Raw genomic sequence first — 20,986 nt, 5'->3', positions numbered from 1 at the left:
TAGCCATTTTGAAACTATTGCAGTCTTTTTTTCGTATTACTTAATAGAGAACTTACTTTGTATAGAATATATGCCATTCATTTTATCGATGTAAAAGAGGAGGCGGGAAGGGACGAAGATGTGGAAGAAAATATGGATAGCAATAGCGACGGTGATGATCCTGGCAACCATTGTCAGCTACATAAACCACAGGTACTTCTTCAATCCTGTTGCATTCAGTAAGGATGATATCACTCCGCACGAATGGCAGGATTATAAGCGTCCATTAACGCTGACCTATTATAATCTCAAAGGAGAAAGAACATCGCGGATTATCGATCAGGAAGATGAAATCCGGCAATTGCTCGAAGCGATGAAAGCATCCCCTCCAGTTGAAGAGTCGATCGAGGCAGATACCAATGTCAGTGGCGCCTTGAAGCTGTCCGGAAAACAAGGGACCTTGTTGGAGGTTTACTTGTACAAGGACTCCTGGCGCGTTCTCAATAAAGATTACTCGTTCTTCGAAGTTACAGGACCACTTCGAAACCTACTTGATAATTTATAATTGCACAAAAAAAAGCACCCGGATATGGGTGCTTTTTTGGTAACTGCTGCCCCCTTGTCTTCTTACACGTTATGCTTCGATCCTCGGTTCTTCCTAATCAAAAGAGGATGTACTATACTTGGAGAGTGTAAAAGCTAATTTTATTTAGGAGGATGCTTTGTGAGTAAGCGGTTTACGCATCTGTTCAATATTATTGTCGGTCTTCTGCTCCTGACAGAAGGATCGGTCTATATATTTATGAATAATAAAGACGGAGATATTCATGTGCGGAGCATCATCGTGACTCTGATATTACTCGCCGCCTGGGGCGTGTCTTACAGGAATCAGACGAAAAAAGAAGATCCAAGCTCCTGGTTGATCTTTACCATGATCATTATGATCCCGATGATTCTGCCTTGGCTCTTCTTCATTTGATTCTAATTCAGCCAGCGGTACAGACCGGCACCGGCCAAGAATAGTCCGGATACCATATACAAATAGCCAAAAATTCGGTGCTTCCGTTCGTCGCTGCTGGTTTCTACGCTGCCAGAGAAGAATAAAAATAATGTCGTAATGATATATAAACTGATTTCCACCCCTTGAAAGGGGCCATCTTTTCCTGTCAGCCATACCCCGACAGGAATGGCCGTGAATAGTGGGAAATAAAGAGGATCGAAGCGGTCCGTCCACGATTTCTCTGCCATAGGATCAGTCCTCCTTATTTTAATAGACAATAGGAACCGGTTACTCAGCAAGCTTGTTGGAACCATCAAGGAATAAGGAGGGATGAATGATTTTTACTTGGTTACTGTCTTCCAGCATTTGTCTGATAAGGTGCAGATGATCCGCTCCGATCCATATAAGTACCCTGTCCCCCGGTTCCGTCAGTTTCAGTAGGTTGGCTGTAATGGTTAAATCCCGAAGATACCATTGGTTGAGCCATTCCACTCCCAAAGGATGGGAGCGATCGCCGATTTGGGACAGCTTCCAGTACAACCTTTGTAATCGTCTTCCATATTCCAGTCTGTTTACCTCTTTTAACTTCTCCATTATATCTGTTTTCTGCCGGCTTTGATTCAACTCGTGCTGCATCTCTACGATTTCTTTCAATAAATCAGGCTGGTACTCCTTCGCCCAGGCAAACACCTGACTCAGGGGTGGACGGTCCATATCAACTTGTGCGTCGACAGCGTGGAGACGAGGAAGACTCAAGGCCTTGCCAATCCGGAAGGCGAATTGCTCTACCTCATCATATGCCGGTTGAAAGGCTCCGGCTTGAAACAGTTCGTAACGCTTGTTAATCTCTTCTTCAAGAAGAAAAGATTTCTCTACTGCAATCTTCGTCGGCTCATACTCCTTCAAACAATCAACCACTTCTAATATCTTCTTCTGCTGGTTATTGACCGTATCGGGTTCAACGGAAAAGTGTACGCTGCCCATTACGAGAATTTGTGCATCTTCCATACCGTGCTCCTTTCCATTATTTCATTTATAGGCGGAAAAGGGGTAGTACTTCACTGCCCAGCTCTGCAAGGACTGCTTCGACAGAACGTTCGCTTCTCGCCAAATTGAACATCAAGTGATTGACTCCGATCGATCGGTACTCTTCGATTAAACCAACCAACCCTTTTCGGCCCGTTCTATATCCGGCAGGGATCTTTTCGACAGGGTGATCCGGATCCTTCTCAAGTATGAGTGGAAGCGGCATGAAGAATGGACGGAAGACGTCGCCGTGATAGAGCCTCACTTTTTCCCGATACTGATGGATCGTTTCCCTCTGTTTATCCGGGCGTTGAGGATAGAACATCCAACCATCGCTGTGTTCGGCAATCCAATCCAGTGACTGCTGGCAGTATCCCGTCATATAAAAAGGGATGTTCTCCTTTGGTTTGGGAACAAGGTTCGACTTGTCCATTCGACCGAATCGGGACTTGGAATCGGGAAATTCCTTACCCAGTGCCTCCTGTATAACCTGATGGGCATCGCGAAACCACTCTCCGCGCTCCATAATGGGAACATTCAATCCTTCGAAATCTTTCCTTCGATCTCCGGAAGAAACGCCGAGAAGCAATCGACCGGGAAAAAGGTTGCTGATGCTTGCGATCTCCTTCGCCGTCCGTAACGGGTGCCTTAATGGCAGTACAAGGGCGGCTGTCCCTAAATGAATCGTCTTCGTTTGGCTGGCCAGGTAAGTAAGATAGATTAAGCTATCGTATATTTGTCCTGTTGCGGGGTCTTCAAAAGTCGGATCCTCCAACAGGACATCCTGGAGCCATAAACTGTGGAAACCAAGTTTCTCTGCGAGGCGAGCCCGCTCCAACTGCTTTGTCATGTCAGGCTTCCGACCGTGATAGTTATCTATTGGGAGCGTCAGACCGAACGTAATTCGATCTTCCTTTAATATGTCAGGGTATTCCAGGTAATGATCCAAAAAATTCCCTCCTGTTTGTAATGGGATTACTTCTATTATAAAGAGAGGATTCCTCCTATTCTAATCAAAAAGACTGCCGCCTGCATACGAAAAAGCCTCTCCTTCCAAGGAGAGGCTTGAAATATTATTTACTGGACGTAAATGATGAAGTATAAGAACAGGGTCAGGAAGGCGGCCCCTCCTGCAACACTAGCGATTTCTGCAAAATCATATTCTATACGTTTCTTCATAATGAACGCCCCTTTCCGACATGTTTGTTTTCGTACTACTATATAGACGAATCAGAAAGTGGAAAGGTTTCAATTTTATTACATAAATATTTCTTTTATGTTACAGAAAATGAAAATCAGCCGTTGGCAGGAATCGCTTTCCATTTCTTTAAAGCCTGGACAATTTCGGATTTCTGGTCTCCTTTGAAATCCAAACCATAAAGGTATTCCTTCATATATGGCTTCATCCAAACGACATCGGCAGTAAAGGAAAGGGAGGTTCCTTCAAATTCCAGTTGAAGGAAGACGTCAATCTCTTTGTGGAGGGGAATCTTGATGTCTGTTGCCATTTTCAATCCTCCGGTACTCAAGTCATGAATGACCGCCTTGCCGAACGATGAATCCACCGGACGGTCGCCGACCTGGATGATTTTAAAACGGGCTCCTATAGGATTTGGAAATATATAACGAAGGGGGTCTTGTCGTCGGTATCTCACAAGTCTTCATCCTTTCCAAACTCTTTTTTTTCATTATATAGACAAACAGAGGCTTTGACTATATAGAAATAGGGGAGAAAGGAAATTTTTGATATAATGTAAGCGTTCAAATGAAAAATGATGGTACATATTAAGGAAGGGGAGTATCCATGTCCACTTATCCGGTTACTTGGAATTTAAATAGTATATTTGCTGGTGGAAGCAGCTCATCAGAATTGAAGTCGTATGTCCAAGGCATCGAACAACATGGCGATACGTTGGAGCAGCTGGTGCAGGATTTCCATGCTCCAAAGAATACGGATCAAATGGAAGACTTAGATGCCGTACTGATACAGCTGCAGTTGGTTTTAAAGGAACTGGCTGAATTCGGAGCTTTCGTCGGTTGCTTGAATGCTCAAAACGTGGAGGACGAGGGAGTCTCCGCCTGGCTATCAAAGCGTGGTGATCTTGGGGCCAAAGTGGATAACAGCTTAACCGTCTTCGATCAGAAGCTTGTCCAGACGGATGATGACGTATGGAAGTCTTTGTTGAATCAGCCACCTTTCCGTGATGTGGCTTTCGTTCTTAATGAGCGAAGAGAACATGCGAAAGATAAGCTTGAGGTAAATTCAGAGGCATTGATTAATGATCTCAGCGTTGACGGGTACGATGCCTGGGAACAAATGTATGATCAGCTTGTAGGTAAACTGAAAATCGAATTGGATGGAGAAACGCTTTCCATCGGGCAGGCGGCGAATAAGCTCGATTCCTCCGACCGCGCTGTACGGAAGGAAGCCTTTGATAAACTTCAGCAGGTATGGGGAAAGCAATCGGATCTTTTCAGCAGCACGTTAAACCACCTTTCAGGCTTCCGCCTGCAGGTGTATAAACACAGAGGCTGGACGAACGTGTTGAAGGAGCCGCTCGAATATAACAGGATGAGCAGAAAAACGCTGGATGCGATGTGGAATGCCATTACAAAATATAAGGACCAGTACATACCTTATATGAAAAAGAAAGCCGAACTCTTGGGAATCGATCAACTAAGCTTCTATGATGTAGAAGCACCAATCGGTCATTCAGGAACAGGCTGGAGCTTCCAGGAAGGAGCAGACTTCATTCTAAAGCATTTCCGGCAGTTCAGTCCGAAAATGGCTGATTTCGCTGAGATGGCATTTGAGAAAGGGTGGATCGAATCAGAAGACCGTCCCGGTAAACAGCCAGGGGGATTTTGCACGAGCTTTCCTGACAGTGAAGAAACCCGGATATTTATGACGTATTCAGGGACACCGTCGAGTGTAGCGACACTGGCGCATGAGCTTGGGCACGCCTATCATCAGCATGTTATGAATGAGCTTCCGATATTAAATCAGGGCTATGCGATGAATGTAGCGGAAACGGCGTCCACGTTTGCGGAGATGATTGTAGCAGATGCTGCGGTCAAACAGGCGGAAGGACAAGAAGAGAAACGAGTACTCTTGGAGGATAAAGTTCAGCGCAGTATCGCATTCTTCATGAACATCCACGCCCGCTTCTTGTTTGAAACCCGTTTCTATGAAGAAAGACAGCACGGAGCTGTTTCAAAACAGCGCTTGAACGATTTAATGGAGGAGGCACAAAGGGAAGCATATGTCGGTACATTGAAGGAATACGATCCTACGTTCTGGGCGTCCAAACTCCACTTCCATATTACCGATGTTCCTTTCTATAACTTCCCTTATACGTTCGGCTATTTGTTCAGCATGGGAATTTATGCGAAAGCTCTCGAGGAGGGGCAGGGCTTTGAGGATAAGTATGTGGCCCTGCTGCAAGATACAGGCAGGATGTCCGTGGAAGATCTTGCCATGAAACACTTAGGTGTAAACCTGGAGGAAGCAGACTTTTGGGAACACGCACTTGATTTATGCCTTCATGATCTCCGGACGTTCATGTCTATGGACAACTGATCCGACAGTGTTTCCATTTTCGGGAAAAGGGTATTTATAAGTAGAAGCAGCTATACAAAAAGGAGTCGTGAAAGAGATGGAGGAGCAAAGGATTCCAGATGAAGAGAAGCAGGCGAGAATGGAAGAATTAGACGGCTGGAAGCTCAGTGAGGATAAATTCATCGTCAAACGCTATCGGTTCTCTGAATTTCTTACAGGGGTTCAGTTCGTCAATCATGTCGCGGAATATTCGGAGGACATTCAACATCATCCTTTCATCAGCATTGATTATAAGATGGTGACTATGAAGCTTACATCATGGAATGCCAAGGGTCTTACTGAACTCGATCTGAAGTGCGCAGAGAAGTATGATGATTTGTATGCGTCTATCACAGGGAAGTAAATGTCTTTTATGATGGCTAAATTATATTGAAGCTTCACAAGTGCATTAAAAGATCCGCCTTTGTGGGCGGATCTTTTTTCAGTCTGCCAAAGAGGCAATAGTTAAAGGGAAAAGCAATCAGAGAGCTGCCCCCTATTCCTCCGCCCTTTGATAAGACCACTTTCATAAGAATAAGTGCTCAATCAGAGAGCTTAAGGACCTGCGCTTCTGTAAACAATGGGGAAGCTTTCATCGGCATGGCAAGGCAATGAACTTCTTGTTGTGTAAAGGGATGATAGAGTGTCAACTTGGCCGCATGCAGGGCTTGTTTATAATTAAGACTCCCGGCACCGCCGTACAATTCATCTCCAAGAAGCGGATGGCCGGCATGGCTGAGGTGTACCCTGATTTGATGGGTTCTCCCCGTTTGTAAACGCAATTTGACTAAGGAAGCGTCTTGCTTCCTGTCATATTCGACAACTTCATAATGGGTCAGTGCGCGCTGTCCGTCTTCCGCTACACATCTGCGGACCGGATGGCTGTCATCTTTCCCAATCGGTGCTTCTATCCGGCCTTTCGCTGGAGAGAGATTTCCGTGGGCCCATGCCAAATAAGTTCGTTTAATTCTTCGCTCCTGTAACTCTTTTCCGAGCATGGCGATGGCTAGTTCATGTTTCGCAAACAGAATGGCTCCTGATGTATCCCGATCGAGTCGATGTACATACTTTGGAGTGGAAAAAATGCCTTTCTGCTTGAAATAAGCGGCTACGCCGTTCACTAATGTATCATGCTCATCCGGTCTATTTGGATGGGTGAACACACCGGCAGGTTTATTCACGACAAGAAGGTGGTCATCCTCATAGATCACATCCACGTGCATAGGTGTCGGGACGACCTCTAGGGGCCGCGGGCGGAACAAGCGGATGCGTAATATATCCCCCGCCTCCGCTTTAGCGGTTTTCCAGTGGGGGATTTCCTGATTCAGAGTAACTTCCTTCTTTGACCGGAAGCTGTGGATTAATTTTCGTGGGACATGCCACTTTTTTTTCATGATCCGTTCAATCGTATAGCCGTTCCATTCTTCCGGCACTTCTACTTCAAGCCATTCTCCGATACGTCTCGTGTTCATTGCTTCACCTAATTTCCGAGTGTTTTCTGTATATAGACAACCAACAAAGGCCATATTGTTAGCAGATAAGGGCTGTTGTATATTGTACGCGTTATGGTGGTGGCTCTGCAATGGAAAGGAAAGATTCGGACTTCCGAAACACTTGTGAGTCAATGAAACGCTTCCATTATTATCAGGCATGTAAACTTGTATCTGCGCCCTTGAAACTGTGTTATAATAGAACGGTTGAATAATGATACGAAAGAGGTGTGTGCTTCATGCAACACAGAGATGATATACGTAATATCGCGATCATCGCACACGTTGACCACGGAAAAACGACGTTGGTTGACCAAATGCTTCACTACTCCGGAACCTTCCGTGATAACGAGCACGTCGATGAGCGCGCCATGGACTCTAATGATTTGGAAAAAGAACGCGGAATTACAATTCTAGCGAAAAATACCGCGATCAATTATAACGATGCACGCATCAACATCCTTGATACACCTGGTCACGCAGACTTTGGTGGGGAAGTTGAGCGTATTCTTAAAATGGTAGACGGCGTACTGCTTGTCGTAGATGCATATGAAGGCTGTATGCCACAAACACGGTTCGTTCTGAAGAAAGCACTGGAGCAGAAATTGACTCCTGTTGTCGTCTTGAACAAGATTGACCGTCCGAACGCCCGCCCTGATGAAGTTGTTGATGAAGTTCTGGACTTGTTCATAGAACTGGGTGCAGATGACGAACAGCTGGAATTCCCTGTTGTCTATGCTTCTGCATTGAACGGTACTTCCGGTGATGAGCCTGAGGATCAGCAGGAGACGATGGACCCGATCTTTAAACTGATCATGAACAACATCCCTGCACCAGTGGATACGAAGGATGAGCCGCTTCAGTACCAGGTAACATTGCTTGATTACAATGATTATCTTGGACGTATCGGTATCGGCCGTGTATTCAACGGTACGATCAAAGTTGGACAGCAGGTATCTCTAATGAAGAAAGACGGTTCCGTTAAAAACTTCCGCGTTTCCAAGCTGTTCGGATTCATCGGTCTGAAACGTGTCGAAATCGAAGAAGCGAAAGCTGGAGACATCATCGCTCTTGCGGGTATGGAAGATATCAACGTCGGAGAAACGGTTTGCAGCCCTGAACATCAGGAAGCAATGGAAATCCCACGTATTGATGAACCAACCCTTCAAATGACATTCCTTGTCAACAACAGTCCTTTCGCTGGACGTGAAGGTAAGTTCGTAACGTCCCGTCAAATTGAAGAGCGTCTGATGACACAGCTCGAGACTGACGTAAGTCTTCGTGTTGATCCTACGGAATCTCCTGATGCTTTCACAGTTTCCGGACGTGGAGAACTGCACTTGTCTATTCTCGTTGAGAATATGAGACGGGAAGGCTATGAGCTGCAGCTTTCCAAGCCGAAAGTAATCTTGAAAGAGATCGACGGCGTTCTATGTGAGCCTGTGGAACGTGTGCAAATCGATACACCGGAAGAGTACCAGGGTGCTGTAATGGAGTCCATTGGTTACCGTAAAGGTGAAATGCAGGATATGGTCAACGATGGAAACGGCCAAGTCCGTCTTGAATTCCTTGTACCTTCCCGTGGTTTGATCGGATATTCCACAGAATTCATGACCCAGACACGTGGCTACGGTATTCTAAACCATACGTTCGACGGATACGCACCTATGGCCAAAGGTCAGGTCGGCGGCCGTCGGGAAGGTGTCCTTGTATCTCTTGATAAAGGAAAAGCTTCCACATACGGAATCATGAACTTGGAAGACCGCGGTACGATCTTTGTAGAACCGGGTACAGAAGTTTATGAAGGAATGATTGTCGGTGAGCATAACCGTGAGAACGATCTTACCGTTAACATTACGAAAGAGAAGCACTTGACCAACATCCGTTCTGCTAACAAGGATTCAACCTCTACGATCAAGAAAACACGCCAGATGACTCTGGAGCAGGCAATTGAGTACTTGGATGATGATGAGTATTGCGAAGTTACACCGGAGAGTGTGCGTCTTCGTAAGAAATATCTCAACAAGAACGAACGTGAAAAAATGGCGAAGAAGAAAAAGCTCCAAAATACAGAAATTTAATGACAAAGGCCGCCCTTTCTATGGGGCGGCCTTTTTTTCTTTATTCTTCGATATCCAATGTTTCTTCTTTGTGTCCGTGTATGTCTTCATCCACCTTCTCAAAGTGAACGTTCAACTTGTAGGAACCGGTTTGGGGAAACGTAAACTGTCCTCGGTATTCGCCTGATTCTACAGGATCTGTATCCACATAGGCAGGCTCTTTCATAAATGGTGCAGTAATTTCCAGTCTCACTTCAGCGTCGGAAAAAGGCTCTTCCATATGGTTGATATGAACCGTAAGTAAAGACGGCTCTCCTTGCTTTACGTCTTCTTCGGTTACCAGTTGAACCATGAACATGCTCTCCGCCATTTGTGCGGATCTATCGGAATCATGAGCGTCTTTTGGAAGTTCGTCTCCTGCAGCGATGATCCGCTTCGGCATCGTATGGATATCATCAACTTGTGTATGGGCGATCACTTCATAGGCTCCGTTTTCTTTAAATGTAAAGGATGCTTCATATCTCCCATTACCGACATGTTTTGCTTCCAAAATTTCAGATGTGTCCTGTCCCTTTTCAGAAAACCAGACTTCAAATTTGACGGAGGCGGCATTCTTTACCGGCTGTCCTTCTCTCATTACTTCTGCTTGAAGGACACTTTGTTCGCCGACAGGGAGAGGCTCGTGATCCACTTGGATGACCACCTCGGGGCGGAGAGGGCCTTCCTGTTCTTCATTTGTGGAGCAGGCTGTAACAGCGGTTAATAGTAAGAAAATGATGACAGCGCTCGACCACGATTGTCTTTCCATCCAATCCAGCTCCTTCTTTTCTATGATCTATGATAAGGGTATCATTTTCAGGATGGACATTTCATGGCCTCTTTAGTCGCCTGTTCAAGTAGGATTTATGGAGATGTAAAAAAGAAAGACTCCGTAGAGTCTTTCTTTTAGGTGACCTGATCATTGTTCCAGTTGTAGGTGTAGAAGCGCTCATCTTTTACCCATTTCATCGCTTCCGGATCGTTTACTTTGATGCCTTCTTCCAGCATCTGGAGTGTGCGGGACGTCTGAGAGATGTGTGCCCGCATGGCGTTCAATTTCTCTTCTTGGACGGATTCGATATTATGAACGATATCCGGTCTGCCCAATTTTTCTTCCGTGTCGTTCGCAAAGGCGACCGTATGGAGCTTCGGCCTGTCCTGTGGATCGATCTCTCTGACGGCACGGACGACGGCACGGGCTGTTGCTTCATGATCGGGGTGGACGGCAAACCCGGGATAGAAGGTGATGATAAGAGATGGATCCAGTTCGTCAATCAGCTGACGAACCATATTCTTCATCTCTCCATCATCTTCGAATTCCAAGGTCTTGTCACGAAGGCCCATCATGCGCAGGTCTTCAATTCCCATGGCTTCTGCGGCTTTAATTAATTCCTGCTTCCGGATTTGTGGAAGGGATTCTCTCGTAGCGAATGTAGGGTTTCCAAGGTTTCTTCCCATTTCACCTAACGTCAGGCAGGCGTAAGTGAGAGGGGTTCCTTGTTTTATATAGGATGTAATCGTTCCGGATACTCCGAATGCTTCATCATCAGGGTGTGGGAAAATAACGAGTACATGGCGTTCTTGTTCTATCATACTTTTCACTCCTTGAAAGGATTGCTATCCCTCATTATTGCGTAAATGCATAGAAATGAAAAGTTTTTTGTTTACCCTTCTATATGTTTATCTATTTGAAAAATAAGGAAAGTCACTTAGTAACATTCGTTATAGAAAGGTGTGGTGGAGTCTATGGAGGATCGAATTAATTATTTATGTGAATGGCTGCAGGGAAAAGTAGAGGAAGCGTCCATGGAGGGCGTATTAGTAGGGATAAGCGGAGGGATTGATTCCGCCGTCGTTGCTTTTCTAATTAAAAGAGCCTTTCCGGAACAATCATTAGGCGTTTTGCTGCCGATCCATAAGAAGATGGAAGAACAGAAGGAAGCCTTAGAGGTGGTGGAAGCGGCTGACCTCGACTATATAGGGATCGAGTTGACGGAGCCGTATTCGGTTACATACGATACGATCAAACAGCAGCTGCATTCCCGTGGGGATTGGAACCGGGATACCGAACGGCTTCGCGGGGCTAACCTACAGGCAAGGCTTCGAATGAGCACCCTCTACGCAGTGGCTGGTAATTACAATTATCTTGTTGTCGGAACTGACAATGCTGCAGAAGACTATACCGGTTATTTCACAAAATACGGGGATGGCGGAGTAGATTTGAATCCACTGCTCCATTTAAGGAAAGAGGAAGTGAGAGAAATGGCGGTAGCACTCGGAGTCCCCGAATCCATTGTGAAGAAAAAACCGAGCGCGGATTTGTGGGAAGGACAAACAGATGAAGAGGAACTCGGAGTCTCTTACGATGCCATCGATTCATTCTTGAAAGGGAAAGACATTGAGGAAGAGGCAGAACAGCAGTTGAAAGAGCGGCATCGAAAGACGCAGCATAAGCGGGAAGTTCCAGCCGCTCCGGAACCATTTTAAGGAGGGTGGATGATGAAAGAGGATAAGAAGACGGCCTTACTGATCATAGACATGATCAACAAAATGGATTTTGATGGTGGTAATGATTTGTTGGAACAGACACTTCCGATTACGGATACCATCCTTTCTTTAAAGGAAGAAGGAAGGTCAAAAGGAGTGCCGGTCATCTACGTGAATGACAACTTCGGGCTGTGGCAGGACAACGTGCCCGATTTGATTGAAGAATGTAAGCAGGGGATCGGTAGACCGGTCATTGAGCGGATGCTTCCGGAAGAGGACGATTATTTCATTATTAAACCGAAGCATTCCGGATTTTTCGGTACACAACTCCATATTCTGCTGCAACAGTTGGGGGTGGAGAGATTAATATTGACCGGGGTCGCCGGTAATATTTGTGTTCTTTTTACAGCTAACGATGCTTATATGAGAGGGTACGATTTGTGGGTGCCGAGAGATGGAGTGGCTTCCGAATGTGCCGAGGATAATGAGAACGCGTTCCGAATCATAGAACGTTCACTGTCGGCAAACACAGGGAAGACGACTGAAACCGGTTGGGATCATGCTTTTTATTCCTGAGCGCACTGTCTATCCCCCAATTTCTCTCTCCCATGTTATATTGTAAGGGAGAGGAGAGGTCGAATGAGGAAATATAGGAAGCGTTGGATTGCAGTCATTGTGCTTCTTTTGCTTGCTGTCTTCCTGGTTCCAGAAGGATATGCTTATTTGACCCAGAGAAGCGGCGGAAGTGAGGCTGTAACGGAAGAGGATATCCCTGAAGGATACGAAACGGCTGTTTTCGCCGGCGGCTGCTTTTGGTGTATGGAGCCGCCTTTCGAGAAATTGAAAGGGGTGAAGGAAGCAGTCTCCGGTTATACAGGAGGGCATACAGAAACGCCTACTTACAAAGAGGTATCTGCCGGGGATACCGGTCACGTCGAAGCTGTGCAAGTCTATTATGATCCGGATGTCCTCTCTTATTCTGATCTTTTGGAAGTATTCATACGACAAGTAGATCCTACTGATGCCGGAGGTCAGTTCGTCGATCGAGGCTCTTCTTATACAACAGGGATTTTCTATAAGAGCGAAGACCAACGGAAGAAGGCAGAAGCTTTCCTTGCTTCTCAGCAGGACTCCGGTCGATTCACCGAGGAGATCGTGACCCCGATTAAAGAAGCGGGGGCATTTTACCGTGCGGAAGAGTATCACCAGGATTACTATAAAAAGAACAAGCTCCGCTACGAGTATTACCGCGGAAATTCCGGACGGGATGACTATCTTGAGAAAACATGGGGAGAGGATCGGGACGTGGACCTTCCCTATAAAGCAGAGCCATAAAAAAAGGAAAGCCGGAATCCCGGCTTTCCTTTCATTTTAATAGTTTTTCACTTCTTGAGGTGCAGAAGGTCTGGCATCAGGATGATCCAAACTCGTGTACCCTATATAGCTGAAACCAACGACAATCAACATAAGAATACCGACTAATACTTTTCGCAATTTCCGTTCCCCCATCGATGCTGTAACAATAGGCTGCACTGCAGCTTCTTCTTATTTTACGTGCTTAATAGCGATCATTCAAGCACTATTGTCACATTTATGAGACTAATTTCAATCCGATGACGCCTGCTATGATACAACCCACAAAGGCTATTCTTTTTGGATTGATTTGTTCCCGGAAGAATAGTATTCCCAACAACACTGTTCCAGCAGATCCGATTCCTGTCCAGATGGCATAAGCCGTTCCGATCGGAAGCTCTCTTAGAGACAATGATAAGAAATAGAAGCTCGTCGCCCCGGCCAGAACTGCAAAGACCGCCGGCCGTTTTTTCTTGAAACCTTCCGACAGCTTAAGAAAGAACATCGCTACCATTTCTCCCATACCAGCCAAAATTAAAAATACCCATGCCATCCTTATCCCTCCTGGTGTTGGACTTCCTCGGTGGTTGGCGAGGAGTCACTCATTTTCAATCCGATAATACCGACAATTAAAAGAACAATAAAAAAGACCTTTCCCGGGCCGCCGCCATCGCCGAGAAGTGTCATTCCGAGAATCGCTGTTCCCGCTGCACCAATACCTGTGAAAATCGCATATCCCGTACCAATATCAAACATGGTCAACGCCTTCGTAAAGAAAGAAAAGCTGATCAAAATCCCGATCACTGTTAACGTAGAGAACAATGGATCCGTAAAGCCTTCTGATAATTTCAATCCAATCGCCCAACCTATTTCAAATACAGCTCCTACGAGCAGATAGAACCATGCCATCATTACTCCTCCTTCTCCGGGCATTGGACGCCCAGCCAGAAAACTTCCCAGCTCGCCTCCTGCCGCTTATGAAATACTTCCTTGTCATAAAAGTTCTCTTCCAGGAATAGACCGTTAGTAAGGGTGTAAAAGGCAGAAGTCAGCTGTTCCGTCGGAAGTGGACGGATGACTTTTTCTTTAATTCCCTGTTCTAGAATCGGTACGAGAATATCTGTCAGTGTTTTCTCAATCATCAGAAATACTTCCTGGATGTCATCAGAGAAGTCCTCCGGCGGAAAGAAAGTGACCCGCTTGAAGAACATTCCCTCCGTCGAATTCGACATATGATCCAAATACGTACAATACAGGTGCTTAAGCCGTTCGGCTATCGTATGATCCTTAGAAAGCGAGGTTTCTGAAATCAAATAATCGGATTCCCGCTCGGCCACGTGATATAAAACGCTCAAAAAAATGGCTTCTTTATTGTCAAAGTGATTATAAATGGAAGGTTTCTTAATTCCTACCGCATCCGCTATGTTTGCCAAGGTCGTATTCTCATATCCCTGGTTGGCAAAGAGCGTCAGACTCTCTTCCATAATGTTTTCTTTCGTCATGTGATCACTTCCTTATCATTCAACTAACTAACGTTTGTTAGTCTATCTTATCACGGTCATAGAACGATGTCCAGAGCAGGGGTTTATTCGACATGTTTAGCTATAAGTAGACAGGGGTAAGGGTAGGTAAGAGCCGCCTGGCGCAGGAAAGAAGGGTGGACCAACTACAGAAGGGGATTGGACCGGTGAACCAATACAGACTGGATCGATACGAAGGTAACTATGCTGTCTTAGTTGAAGATTCTGAACGGAGAAATGAACTTTCTGTCTTGAAAGAACGATTAATTGGATTTGTAAAGCCCGGCGATTGTCTTGAAATCGAGTTCGACTCGATCGGGAACCTAAAACATGTAGCTATCATATCCAGATTGGATCAAATGGAAAAGGCGTAAAAGCATCCTTCTTGCGGGTGCTTTTTTTATTTGCACAGAAAGCCGACCTTTAGAAAAGAATGCATCTTTAATTATACTATTTTTTCAGAAAATTATGTCGAATTATCTTGATTTTCCAAGTGTACCCCCATCATAATGAAAGTATGAAGACAGGGGGGTTCCGGATGCTTATGCAGAATGCGATGGATCTTTTGGACGAAGGGGTCTTGATTTCGGATAAGCAATATAGAATAGCCTACGCCAACCCAGCTTATGGACGGATATTTGAACTGGAGATGGAGGAGATCATCGGCAGGAGGTTTTCTGAGCTGTACCCGGACAGCGACATGCTGGAACTTGCAGTCGGAAATGATGAGAGGGAAGAAGTAGCAGAGAAGCAGCATCGGATCCGAGGGAAAGAGGTCGTACTGGAGTGGTTCACCAAGTCATTTCGTGAGGACGGGGAAGTGTACATCCTTGCAAGGGTGAGGGATAAAACCGCAGAAAAGGAAAAGGAAGATCGGCTGACCTATATTATAGAAGAAATGACGGTCAATATTGTAACAATCGCCAAAGGGTTCGGGCTGCTCCCGCTGCAGCCTATTTTACGGGAAGCCCAAAAAGAAACCCTGTTGACGCGTGTGCCTGCGACCTGTCAAAAAAAACAAATAGACAGACTCGCCATCCAATTCGCCAGTATTACTTCTATTGACGAAGCCTGGGGCGACCTGCTAAGGCGTCTGATCCAGAACCTTCAGCTTCTTGGAGTAGAGGTGGCGCTTGCAGGTCTAAGGCCGGAAGTGGCGATGCAGTTTACAAATTATAGAATAAGACTGGACGGTGTTCGTACGTTCCGAAACCTTCAACAGGCAACCCGCTATTATTATGGACAATCCTGACTGACAACAAGAGCCGAACTCCCTGTATGGGGGCTCGGCTCTTGTTGTTATCTCCATTCCTGTTCTTTAATATCAGCCTGGGGAAGCATAATGCTTTGGAAATCAAAGGCTTCCAGTGATTCTCCGCGTCTGATCTTGTCAGGGGCATCAGGGTTTTGCAAAGCGCTTGTGCCGAGACTGATAAAATCAGCCTCTTCTCCATTAATCAGTCTTGCTGCTTTTTCCGGGTCCTGAAGCTGGCCGTTTGCGATGACCGGTAGCCCGCTGAACGTTTTGGCGGCAGCCGCCATGGACATAGATCCTTCACCAAAGCCGGGCTGGGTGCCGTCTTTATCTGTAACATGAATAAAGTTCAGAGAGCTGTCTCCCAAGTCTCCGAAAATTGTGCGCGCATCCGTTTCTCCTAACGCCCAGCGGTGTTCGCCATCCGAAGCTTTTCCTTGAGAAATTCTTATCCCGACGAGATAGTCACTGCCGACAGCCTGTCTGACTTCCTCTATGACTTCCAGTGCAAAACGAAGCCGGTTCTTCGTTACTCCTCCGTACTCGTCCTCTCTTTGGTTAAAATAATCAGTAAGGAATTGATCGATTAGATAACCATTCGCACCATGGATCTCCACACCATCGAATCCGGCTTCCTTCGCCAGGCGTGCAGAAGTCGCGAAAGCCTTTTTGACGGATGCGATGTCTTCTTTGTTCATTGCCCTCGGTGTTGAGAACGCACCATTTCCACCATAGAAAGAAAGCTGGTCCCCTTTTGGTGCCACTTCGGAAGGAGCGATGGTTTGATCCTTATAGGCGTTACCTTGGGACTGAGCCCCGGCATGCATAATTTGGGCGATGATCCGGGTTCCGTGCTTTTGAACCCCTTGGATAATCGGCTTCCAAGCATCCCTGTGATTCTCATCGGCAAGGCCTGGTTGATTGGCATACCCTTGCGAATAGGACTTATCGGGGTATATTCCTTCCGTGATGACAGCGCCGAACCCACCGGCTGCAAATCGTTCGTAATAGTGCTTCATTCGGTCTGTCGCTATTCCGTTATCAGCTGCGCTGATTCTCGTCATTGGTGCGACGACGTACCTGTTCGGGAAGTGTGTATGATGCACTTTCTTTTCTGTGAATAGAGGTTGTACCTTGTCCTTCATTGTCTCTCATCTCCTTCTTCCTTCCTCGTTTCCTCTTTTGGTCATTCTCAAACAGTCGGATCATGGGAATAGTCCCCGAATGTGCTATAATACAAACAAATGTTCTTGAAAAGGAGAAGCACGATGGAGAAGTTATTGAACGGATTGAACCCTTCCCAGCAGGAGGCGGTCGCATCCACGGAGGGATATGTGCGGGTTATCGCGGGAGCAGGGTCAGGAAAGACGCGCGCTTTGACAAATCGATACGCCTTTCTTGTCGAAGAGCTCGGAATCGACCCCGGTAATATATTATCGGTGACGTTTACGAATAAGGCAGCCAATGAGATGAAAAAACGAGTCAAAAAATTAATCGGCGGGGAGCAGGATACGGGCTTCATCACCACCTATCATGGATTCTGTGTCCGTATTTTAAGGGAGGATATCCACCGCTTATTCTATCCGAAGAATTTCGCCATTCTGGATGTAGAGGATCAGAAAGTGCTGCTTCGGGAAATATTCGAAGAGCTTGAACTGAAGATGAACGAGAAGACATTCAAGCGGATATTGGACAAAATCGGTATCCTGAAGGGGAATACACATTACGTCCAACAGATGATACTCCGGGGGAAGATGCCCGATTCGGAAGCATCCGGCGATTTGGACGGTCAGATTATCCAACGTTACTTGAAAAAGCAGAAACGGGTATATGGACTTGACTTTGATGACTTGTTAAATTTCGTCTTCGTCCTGTTTGATCAATATAAAGAAGTGTTGGAGAAATGGCAGGAGCGCCTCTTCTATCTCCAGGTGGATGAATTTCAGGACAGCAGTCTGAAACAGTTCGAACTTGTGCGTATGCTTTCCGATAAACATCGGAACCTGTTTGTCGTAGGCGACCCGGATCAAACCATCTATGAATGGCGGGGAGCAGACCCGAAATATATGGTCGACTTTGAAAACTATTTCCCTGAAGCTCAGACCATTTTTCTAAACGAAAATTATCGCTCGACTCCGGAAATTCTGTCCTTGGGGAATGCGCTGATCCAGAATAATTATTTTCGCGTCGATAAGCAGATGACCCCTGTCCATCCATCAGGGGTCAAGGTTCTCCACTATCATGCCAAAGACGAAGTCAAGGAAGCGAAATGGGTGAAAGATAGAATTCAATCCATTCTTCAAAAGGAGGGCGGGCGACGTTCGGATATCGCCATCCTGTACCGGGCGAATTACTTATCCCGTTCCGTCGAGCAGGAATTGATTGCTGCCAATATTGATTACACGATCTATGGCGGCTTCAAATTCTTCGAACGTATGGAAATTAAAGATGCGCTTGCACACTTGCGAATGATCGCCTGGGGAGATGATCTTTCCTTTGCGCGGATTATCAATGTTCCGAGAAGGCAGATTGGGAAGAAGCGGATGACCTTTCTTCGTCAAAGGGCGGAAAAGGACGGGACGACTCTTTATGAAACATTGAAAAAATATCAGGAGGATCCTTTGTTCCTGAGAACAGGAGCAGCTTCCTTTATTGAATCAATGGAGCATCTTCGATCCATTCAGAAAGAGAGAAAAGTTTCGGAGCTTTTGCAGGAGTCCATGCAGTCTACCGGTTATGAAGCATACAGGCGTGAAGACGGGGACCAGGAACGGCTTGATAATCTGGCGGAACTCCTTCATTCCGTCGTGCAGTATGAACAGGTGGCGGGGGAAGCTATACACCTCGATGAGTATCTTCAAATGCTGGCGTTATATACCGAAAACGACCGGGAGGAGCAAAAGGATTCCGTCAAACTGATGACGATTCATACAGCGAAAGGACTTGAATTCCCTTACGTATTTCTGATCGGGTTGTCAGAGAATATCCTTCCTAATGTCCGGGCGCTCAGGGAACGGAAAGAACGGGCCCTTGAAGAAGAGCGTCGCCTTGCTTACGTAGCCGTCACCCGGGCGGAGAAGGAACTGTATCTGACGGAATCGGAAGGCTTTCAGAACGGAGGGCAGAAGAAATACCCTTCCCGTTTTCTGTTCGAAGTGGAAGAAGGTCTTTATGAGAGTATTGGAGAAATGGATCCTTCCTTACGGGAGGAGGCAGAAGAATATATCCGTGCTGCCTACCGCGCTCCGGAACCGACCGATAGCGGCTTTAAGAAGGGCGAGCGGGTGAAACACCCGGTCTTCGGTGAAGGCGTTATTGAGGAAATCGATGGGAAGAGGAACAATTATATGATTTTCTTTGACCGTCTGAAGGCTCCGCGGCCGATCAGTCGAAACTTTAAAAAACTTGAAAAAATATAAAACAGCCGCTCAGCGGCTGTTTTTTTTAAATCGAATTTGCGATATTCATTGCTTGTTCTGTCCGGTCCTCTCCTGTTCCGTTATATTCCACTTGATATATGACATCAGAGTCGGACTCATACCACTCGACGAATACGGTATCGTTTCTTTCTTGAACACCGGCTACTGCTCCATTGTTAAGAGGTATCTGCAGCTCGGATTCCTGAAGGATGTTACCTGGCTCATAGATCGTATGCACGGCTGCTTCCGTTTCTTTCTCTGATCCATATACAATTGTAACGGTGCTGGAATCTATACTCGCCTGGACATTAGAGACGTCAAAGGGCAGCTTATCCGGAAGTCCCAGTCGCTCCTTCTGACTGTCTGATAAAGCCTGGATAGGTTCCGCGAATGTGTCCGGGTGTGCTTCCTCCAAATCCTGCAAACCTAAGTCTTGGGAAGAACAGGCGGCAAGCAGAAGCAGAGAAATAATCAGGATGGAACGCTTAAACATGTCTTATCCCCCTTGAATAATTCGAAAAAGTCCGATAATATTTTAACATAACCCTTATGATAATGCGCATGTAAAGGGCTGGTAAAATTAAAAAAGAGATAAAGTAGGAGAGAAATAGAATCTACAATGACTGGGTGACGGCAGAAGGGAATCAACATCCTATAAGAAGAAAGGTTGGATTTTATGAATTCCATTCAAGTCCGCTCATTTCTAGAACACGACATCGATGCCGTTCAACAGTTGAACGAAAAGGAAAACTGGAAAGTCCTTGTGGATCGGGCCGAGGAGACTCTGTGTTCCTGGCTGAATTCAGAGCCCGCGCTTGTTGCCGTTTCCGATGGGGAAGTCATCGGTTACCTGCGCGGCCTTACCGATGGCACGATGACCCTTTATATCTGTGAGCTGCTCGTTAAGGAAGAGTATCGGAATAACGGCGTGGCGCAGCAGTTGTTGCGCACAGCACATGAGTGTTATCCTGAAACGAGGATGGAGATGCTGGCAACAGAAAGCTCTGCCTCTTATTACACAGGACAGGGTTTTCGTAATTTCGCCGGTTTCCGGAAGACTGCAGAAGAATTGTAGAACCAAAGAAACGCCCGGACACACGGTCCGGGCGTTTTTTTTGTCTTGGTGCAGGGACAATCTATTACTGGTGCTTTTCTATATATTGGACTTCTTCTTGTTCGGTTAGCAGGCCTGTCGCTTTTCCGACATTACCATTTTGAAGGTTCCAAATGGTGTTGTGATCGGAGACGGCATGGGAGTAATCATCGTTCTTCCAGCGCGTCAAAATCTCTTTATATGTGTCCCCATGCTGTAATTCAGAAGAGGCGGTGTGTTGAAGCAGCCAGTCGATCCGCTCGGGATGGATGACGTAGTTCGTCCACTTCTTATCTGCTTTGACCTTCTGGTGAGACATGGCGTGGATGTACTGCTGGTAATCGGAATCCGTCAAATCACCACCGGCCTTTTCGTCTCCGAAAGGATTCTTCTTTTCTTTCTCGAATTGTTCGACTTCCTCGGTTACGGTCTGTTCGGCAGACTGTCTGGTCGTCTCCATTTCTTCTGCCGTCATCGTTTCTTCCTGGCTTGCGAAGTAGTAGGCAGCCGCTCCGACAATGAGGACGACCCCTGACAATATCCCGATGATCCACTTCTTCATAAGATCCCCCTTTAATCCCTTTCATTTCCATAATATCTCTATTATAGAGAAAAAAGATTCAGGACGAAAGGTTTATCGGGGGAATCTCTCTATTTGTGATGCATA

General features: G+C 46.1%; 26 protein-coding genes. 12 read left to right on the top strand and 14 right to left on the bottom strand.

Features of this window, described 5'->3' with window-relative positions; all coding sequences use genetic code 11:
• Positions 1-118 precede the first annotated feature (118 nt).
• Both D479_RS01235 and D479_RS01230 read left to right on the top strand, forming a co-directional pair.
• Positions 119-544 carry a hypothetical protein gene (locus D479_RS01235; protein ID WP_008632730.1) on the top strand — a complete coding sequence of 142 codons (426 nt, stop codon included), beginning with the start codon at positions 119-121 and terminating at the stop codon, positions 542-544.
• Positions 545-703: 159 nt separating this feature from the next.
• Positions 704-958: a hypothetical protein gene (locus D479_RS01230; RefSeq protein WP_008632728.1), complete on the top strand. Its 255-nt coding sequence runs from the start codon at positions 704-706 to the stop codon at positions 956-958.
• Between the two features lie 2 nt (positions 959-960).
• On the opposite strand, the gene D479_RS01225 is transcribed toward D479_RS01230, so the two are convergent.
• From D479_RS01225 to D479_RS01210, 4 genes are all read right to left on the bottom strand, one after another.
• Positions 961-1,227, bottom strand: a complete 267-nt coding sequence (locus D479_RS01225; RefSeq protein WP_008632726.1) for a hypothetical protein — start codon at positions 1,225-1,227, stop codon at positions 961-963.
• Positions 1,228-1,267: 40 nt separating this feature from the next.
• The gene (locus D479_RS01220; RefSeq protein WP_008632724.1) at positions 1,268-1,987 is read right to left on the bottom strand and encodes a DUF5694 domain-containing protein; all 720 of its coding nucleotides are present in this window, start codon (positions 1,985-1,987) and stop codon (positions 1,268-1,270) included.
• A gap of 25 nt (positions 1,988-2,012) precedes the next feature.
• Positions 2,013-2,954, bottom strand: a complete 942-nt coding sequence (locus D479_RS01215; protein ID WP_008632719.1) for a TIGR03571 family LLM class oxidoreductase — start codon at positions 2,952-2,954, stop codon at positions 2,013-2,015.
• Positions 2,955-3,300: 346 nt separating this feature from the next.
• The gene (locus D479_RS01210; protein ID WP_008632718.1) at positions 3,301-3,660 is read right to left on the bottom strand and encodes a PilZ domain-containing protein; all 360 of its coding nucleotides are present in this window, start codon (positions 3,658-3,660) and stop codon (positions 3,301-3,303) included.
• A 149-nt stretch (positions 3,661-3,809) separates the two neighbouring features.
• Here D479_RS01210 and D479_RS01205 point away from each other — a divergent pair, with 149 nt between their 5' ends.
• Positions 3,810-5,585 (top strand): M3 family oligoendopeptidase, encoded by a 1,776-nt coding sequence (locus D479_RS01205; RefSeq protein WP_008632717.1) that lies wholly within the window; start codon positions 3,810-3,812, stop codon positions 5,583-5,585.
• Positions 5,586-5,661: 76 nt separating this feature from the next.
• Positions 5,662-5,967: a 4a-hydroxytetrahydrobiopterin dehydratase gene (locus D479_RS01200; RefSeq protein ID WP_008632716.1), complete on the top strand. Its 306-nt coding sequence runs from the start codon at positions 5,662-5,664 to the stop codon at positions 5,965-5,967.
• A 178-nt stretch (positions 5,968-6,145) separates the two neighbouring features.
• Here the strand turns inward: D479_RS01200 and D479_RS01195 are convergent, their stop codons facing one another.
• Positions 6,146-7,075 carry an RluA family pseudouridine synthase gene (locus D479_RS01195; RefSeq protein WP_008632714.1) on the bottom strand — a complete coding sequence of 310 codons (930 nt, stop codon included), beginning with the start codon at positions 7,073-7,075 and terminating at the stop codon, positions 6,146-6,148.
• A 257-nt stretch (positions 7,076-7,332) separates the two neighbouring features.
• Between D479_RS01195 and typA the strand changes: the two genes are divergently transcribed.
• Complete coding sequence (typA, locus tag D479_RS01190) at positions 7,333-9,174, top strand: translational GTPase TypA (protein ID WP_008632713.1); 1,842 nt, start codon at positions 7,333-7,335, stop codon at positions 9,172-9,174.
• 40 nt (positions 9,175-9,214) lie between these two features.
• Here the strand turns inward: typA and D479_RS01185 are convergent, their stop codons facing one another.
• Both D479_RS01185 and bshB2 read right to left on the bottom strand, forming a co-directional pair.
• The gene (locus D479_RS01185) at positions 9,215-9,961 is read right to left on the bottom strand and encodes a FixH family protein (protein ID WP_008632711.1); all 747 of its coding nucleotides are present in this window, start codon (positions 9,959-9,961) and stop codon (positions 9,215-9,217) included.
• 137 nt (positions 9,962-10,098) lie between these two features.
• Positions 10,099-10,785 carry a bacillithiol biosynthesis deacetylase BshB2 gene (bshB2, locus tag D479_RS01180; protein WP_008632710.1) on the bottom strand — a complete coding sequence of 229 codons (687 nt, stop codon included), beginning with the start codon at positions 10,783-10,785 and terminating at the stop codon, positions 10,099-10,101.
• A gap of 153 nt (positions 10,786-10,938) precedes the next feature.
• On the opposite strand from bshB2, the gene nadE reads away from it, so the two are divergent.
• From nadE to msrA, 3 genes are all read left to right on the top strand, one after another.
• Complete coding sequence (gene nadE, locus D479_RS01175) at positions 10,939-11,679, top strand: NAD(+) synthase (protein ID WP_008632709.1); 741 nt, start codon at positions 10,939-10,941, stop codon at positions 11,677-11,679.
• Positions 11,680-11,691: 12 nt separating this feature from the next.
• The gene (locus D479_RS01170) at positions 11,692-12,255 is read left to right on the top strand and encodes an isochorismatase family cysteine hydrolase (protein ID WP_008632707.1); all 564 of its coding nucleotides are present in this window, start codon (positions 11,692-11,694) and stop codon (positions 12,253-12,255) included.
• 63 nt (positions 12,256-12,318) lie between these two features.
• Positions 12,319-13,014 carry a peptide-methionine (S)-S-oxide reductase MsrA gene (gene msrA, locus D479_RS01165; RefSeq protein WP_008632705.1) on the top strand — a complete coding sequence of 232 codons (696 nt, stop codon included), beginning with the start codon at positions 12,319-12,321 and terminating at the stop codon, positions 13,012-13,014.
• Positions 13,015-13,050: 36 nt separating this feature from the next.
• Here the strand turns inward: msrA and D479_RS20540 are convergent, their stop codons facing one another.
• Genes D479_RS20540 through D479_RS01150 form a run of 4 tightly spaced genes read right to left on the bottom strand, consistent with a single transcriptional unit; the run spans position 13,051 to position 14,534 of the window.
• Positions 13,051-13,212 (bottom strand): hypothetical protein, encoded by a 162-nt coding sequence (locus D479_RS20540; RefSeq protein WP_161484930.1) that lies wholly within the window; start codon positions 13,210-13,212, stop codon positions 13,051-13,053.
• A 58-nt stretch (positions 13,213-13,270) separates the two neighbouring features.
• Positions 13,271-13,585, bottom strand: a complete 315-nt coding sequence (locus D479_RS01160) for a multidrug efflux SMR transporter (protein WP_008632704.1) — start codon at positions 13,583-13,585, stop codon at positions 13,271-13,273.
• A gap of 2 nt (positions 13,586-13,587) precedes the next feature.
• On the bottom strand, positions 13,588-13,941 hold the full coding sequence (locus D479_RS01155) for a multidrug efflux SMR transporter (RefSeq protein ID WP_008632703.1): 354 nt from the start codon (positions 13,939-13,941) through the stop codon (positions 13,588-13,590).
• 2 nt (positions 13,942-13,943) lie between these two features.
• Positions 13,944-14,534 (bottom strand): TetR/AcrR family transcriptional regulator, encoded by a 591-nt coding sequence (locus D479_RS01150; protein WP_008632702.1) that lies wholly within the window; start codon positions 14,532-14,534, stop codon positions 13,944-13,946.
• Positions 14,535-14,719: 185 nt separating this feature from the next.
• Between D479_RS01150 and D479_RS01145 the strand changes: the two genes are divergently transcribed.
• Together D479_RS01145 and D479_RS01140 are read left to right on the top strand one after the other, a co-directional pair.
• Positions 14,720-14,926 carry a DUF3006 family protein gene (locus D479_RS01145; RefSeq protein ID WP_008632701.1) on the top strand — a complete coding sequence of 69 codons (207 nt, stop codon included), beginning with the start codon at positions 14,720-14,722 and terminating at the stop codon, positions 14,924-14,926.
• Positions 14,927-15,090: 164 nt separating this feature from the next.
• Entirely contained in the window at positions 15,091-15,804 is a 714-nt protein-coding gene (locus tag D479_RS01140) for a PAS domain-containing protein (RefSeq protein WP_008632699.1), read from the top strand.
• A 47-nt stretch (positions 15,805-15,851) separates the two neighbouring features.
• Here D479_RS01140 and D479_RS01135 read toward each other — a convergent pair whose 3' ends face one another.
• A complete protein-coding gene (locus D479_RS01135) occupies positions 15,852-16,952 on the bottom strand; it encodes an NADH:flavin oxidoreductase (protein WP_008632697.1) in 1,101 nt (366 codons plus the stop codon).
• 123 nt (positions 16,953-17,075) lie between these two features.
• Between D479_RS01135 and D479_RS01130 the strand changes: the two genes are divergently transcribed.
• Entirely contained in the window at positions 17,076-19,226 is a 2,151-nt protein-coding gene (locus D479_RS01130) for a UvrD-helicase domain-containing protein (RefSeq protein WP_008632696.1), read from the top strand.
• Positions 19,227-19,251: 25 nt separating this feature from the next.
• Here the strand turns inward: D479_RS01130 and D479_RS01125 are convergent, their stop codons facing one another.
• Complete coding sequence (locus D479_RS01125; protein WP_008632689.1) at positions 19,252-19,719, bottom strand: hypothetical protein; 468 nt, start codon at positions 19,717-19,719, stop codon at positions 19,252-19,254.
• Positions 19,720-19,902: 183 nt separating this feature from the next.
• On the opposite strand from D479_RS01125, the gene D479_RS01120 reads away from it, so the two are divergent.
• Positions 19,903-20,301: a GNAT family N-acetyltransferase gene (locus tag D479_RS01120; protein WP_008632687.1), complete on the top strand. Its 399-nt coding sequence runs from the start codon at positions 19,903-19,905 to the stop codon at positions 20,299-20,301.
• Positions 20,302-20,365: 64 nt separating this feature from the next.
• Here the strand turns inward: D479_RS01120 and D479_RS19755 are convergent, their stop codons facing one another.
• Entirely contained in the window at positions 20,366-20,881 is a 516-nt protein-coding gene (locus D479_RS19755; protein ID WP_008632682.1) for a DUF6241 domain-containing protein, read from the bottom strand.
• Positions 20,882-20,986 lie beyond the last annotated feature (105 nt).

The organism is Halobacillus sp. BAB-2008 (assembly GCF_000328325.1).
Taxonomy (GTDB): Bacteria; Bacillota; Bacilli; order Bacillales; family Halobacillaceae; genus Halobacillus.
The sequence above is the reverse complement of the archived record's forward strand: the minus strand, read 5'-3'. Positions and strand labels throughout refer to the sequence as shown.

Bases quoted from the DNA above. Each gene is read 5' to 3' on its own strand.
- D479_RS01235 (WP_008632730.1), top strand. From the start codon at position 119: ATGTGGAAGAAAATATGGATAGCAATAGCGACGGTGATGATCCTGGCA.
- D479_RS01225 (WP_008632726.1), bottom strand. From the start codon at position 1,227: ATGGCAGAGAAATCGTGGACGGACCGCTTCGATCCTCTTTATTTCCCA.
- D479_RS01220 (WP_008632724.1), bottom strand. From the start codon at position 1,987: ATGGAAGATGCACAAATTCTCGTAATGGGCAGCGTACACTTTTCCGTT.
- D479_RS01205 (WP_008632717.1), top strand. From the start codon at position 3,810: ATGTCCACTTATCCGGTTACTTGGAATTTAAATAGTATATTTGCTGGT.
- D479_RS01200 (WP_008632716.1), top strand. From the start codon at position 5,662: ATGGAGGAGCAAAGGATTCCAGATGAAGAGAAGCAGGCGAGAATGGAA.
- D479_RS01195 (WP_008632714.1), bottom strand. From the start codon at position 7,075: ATGAACACGAGACGTATCGGAGAATGGCTTGAAGTAGAAGTGCCGGAA.
- typA (WP_008632713.1), top strand. From the start codon at position 7,333: ATGCAACACAGAGATGATATACGTAATATCGCGATCATCGCACACGTT.
- D479_RS01185 (WP_008632711.1), bottom strand. From the start codon at position 9,961: ATGGAAAGACAATCGTGGTCGAGCGCTGTCATCATTTTCTTACTATTA.
- bshB2 (WP_008632710.1), bottom strand. From the start codon at position 10,785: ATGATAGAACAAGAACGCCATGTACTCGTTATTTTCCCACACCCTGAT.
- nadE (WP_008632709.1), top strand. From the start codon at position 10,939: ATGGAGGATCGAATTAATTATTTATGTGAATGGCTGCAGGGAAAAGTA.
- D479_RS01170 (WP_008632707.1), top strand. From the start codon at position 11,692: ATGAAAGAGGATAAGAAGACGGCCTTACTGATCATAGACATGATCAAC.
- msrA (WP_008632705.1), top strand. From the start codon at position 12,319: ATGAGGAAATATAGGAAGCGTTGGATTGCAGTCATTGTGCTTCTTTTG.
- D479_RS01160 (WP_008632704.1), bottom strand. From the start codon at position 13,585: ATGGCATGGGTATTTTTAATTTTGGCTGGTATGGGAGAAATGGTAGCG.
- D479_RS01155 (WP_008632703.1), bottom strand. From the start codon at position 13,941: ATGGCATGGTTCTATCTGCTCGTAGGAGCTGTATTTGAAATAGGTTGG.
- D479_RS01150 (WP_008632702.1), bottom strand. From the start codon at position 14,534: ATGACGAAAGAAAACATTATGGAAGAGAGTCTGACGCTCTTTGCCAAC.
- D479_RS01140 (WP_008632699.1), top strand. From the start codon at position 15,091: ATGCTTATGCAGAATGCGATGGATCTTTTGGACGAAGGGGTCTTGATT.
- D479_RS01135 (WP_008632697.1), bottom strand. From the start codon at position 16,952: ATGAAGGACAAGGTACAACCTCTATTCACAGAAAAGAAAGTGCATCAT.
- D479_RS01130 (WP_008632696.1), top strand. From the start codon at position 17,076: ATGGAGAAGTTATTGAACGGATTGAACCCTTCCCAGCAGGAGGCGGTC.
- D479_RS01125 (WP_008632689.1), bottom strand. From the start codon at position 19,719: ATGTTTAAGCGTTCCATCCTGATTATTTCTCTGCTTCTGCTTGCCGCC.
- D479_RS01120 (WP_008632687.1), top strand. From the start codon at position 19,903: ATGAATTCCATTCAAGTCCGCTCATTTCTAGAACACGACATCGATGCC.
- D479_RS19755 (WP_008632682.1), bottom strand. From the start codon at position 20,881: ATGAAGAAGTGGATCATCGGGATATTGTCAGGGGTCGTCCTCATTGTC.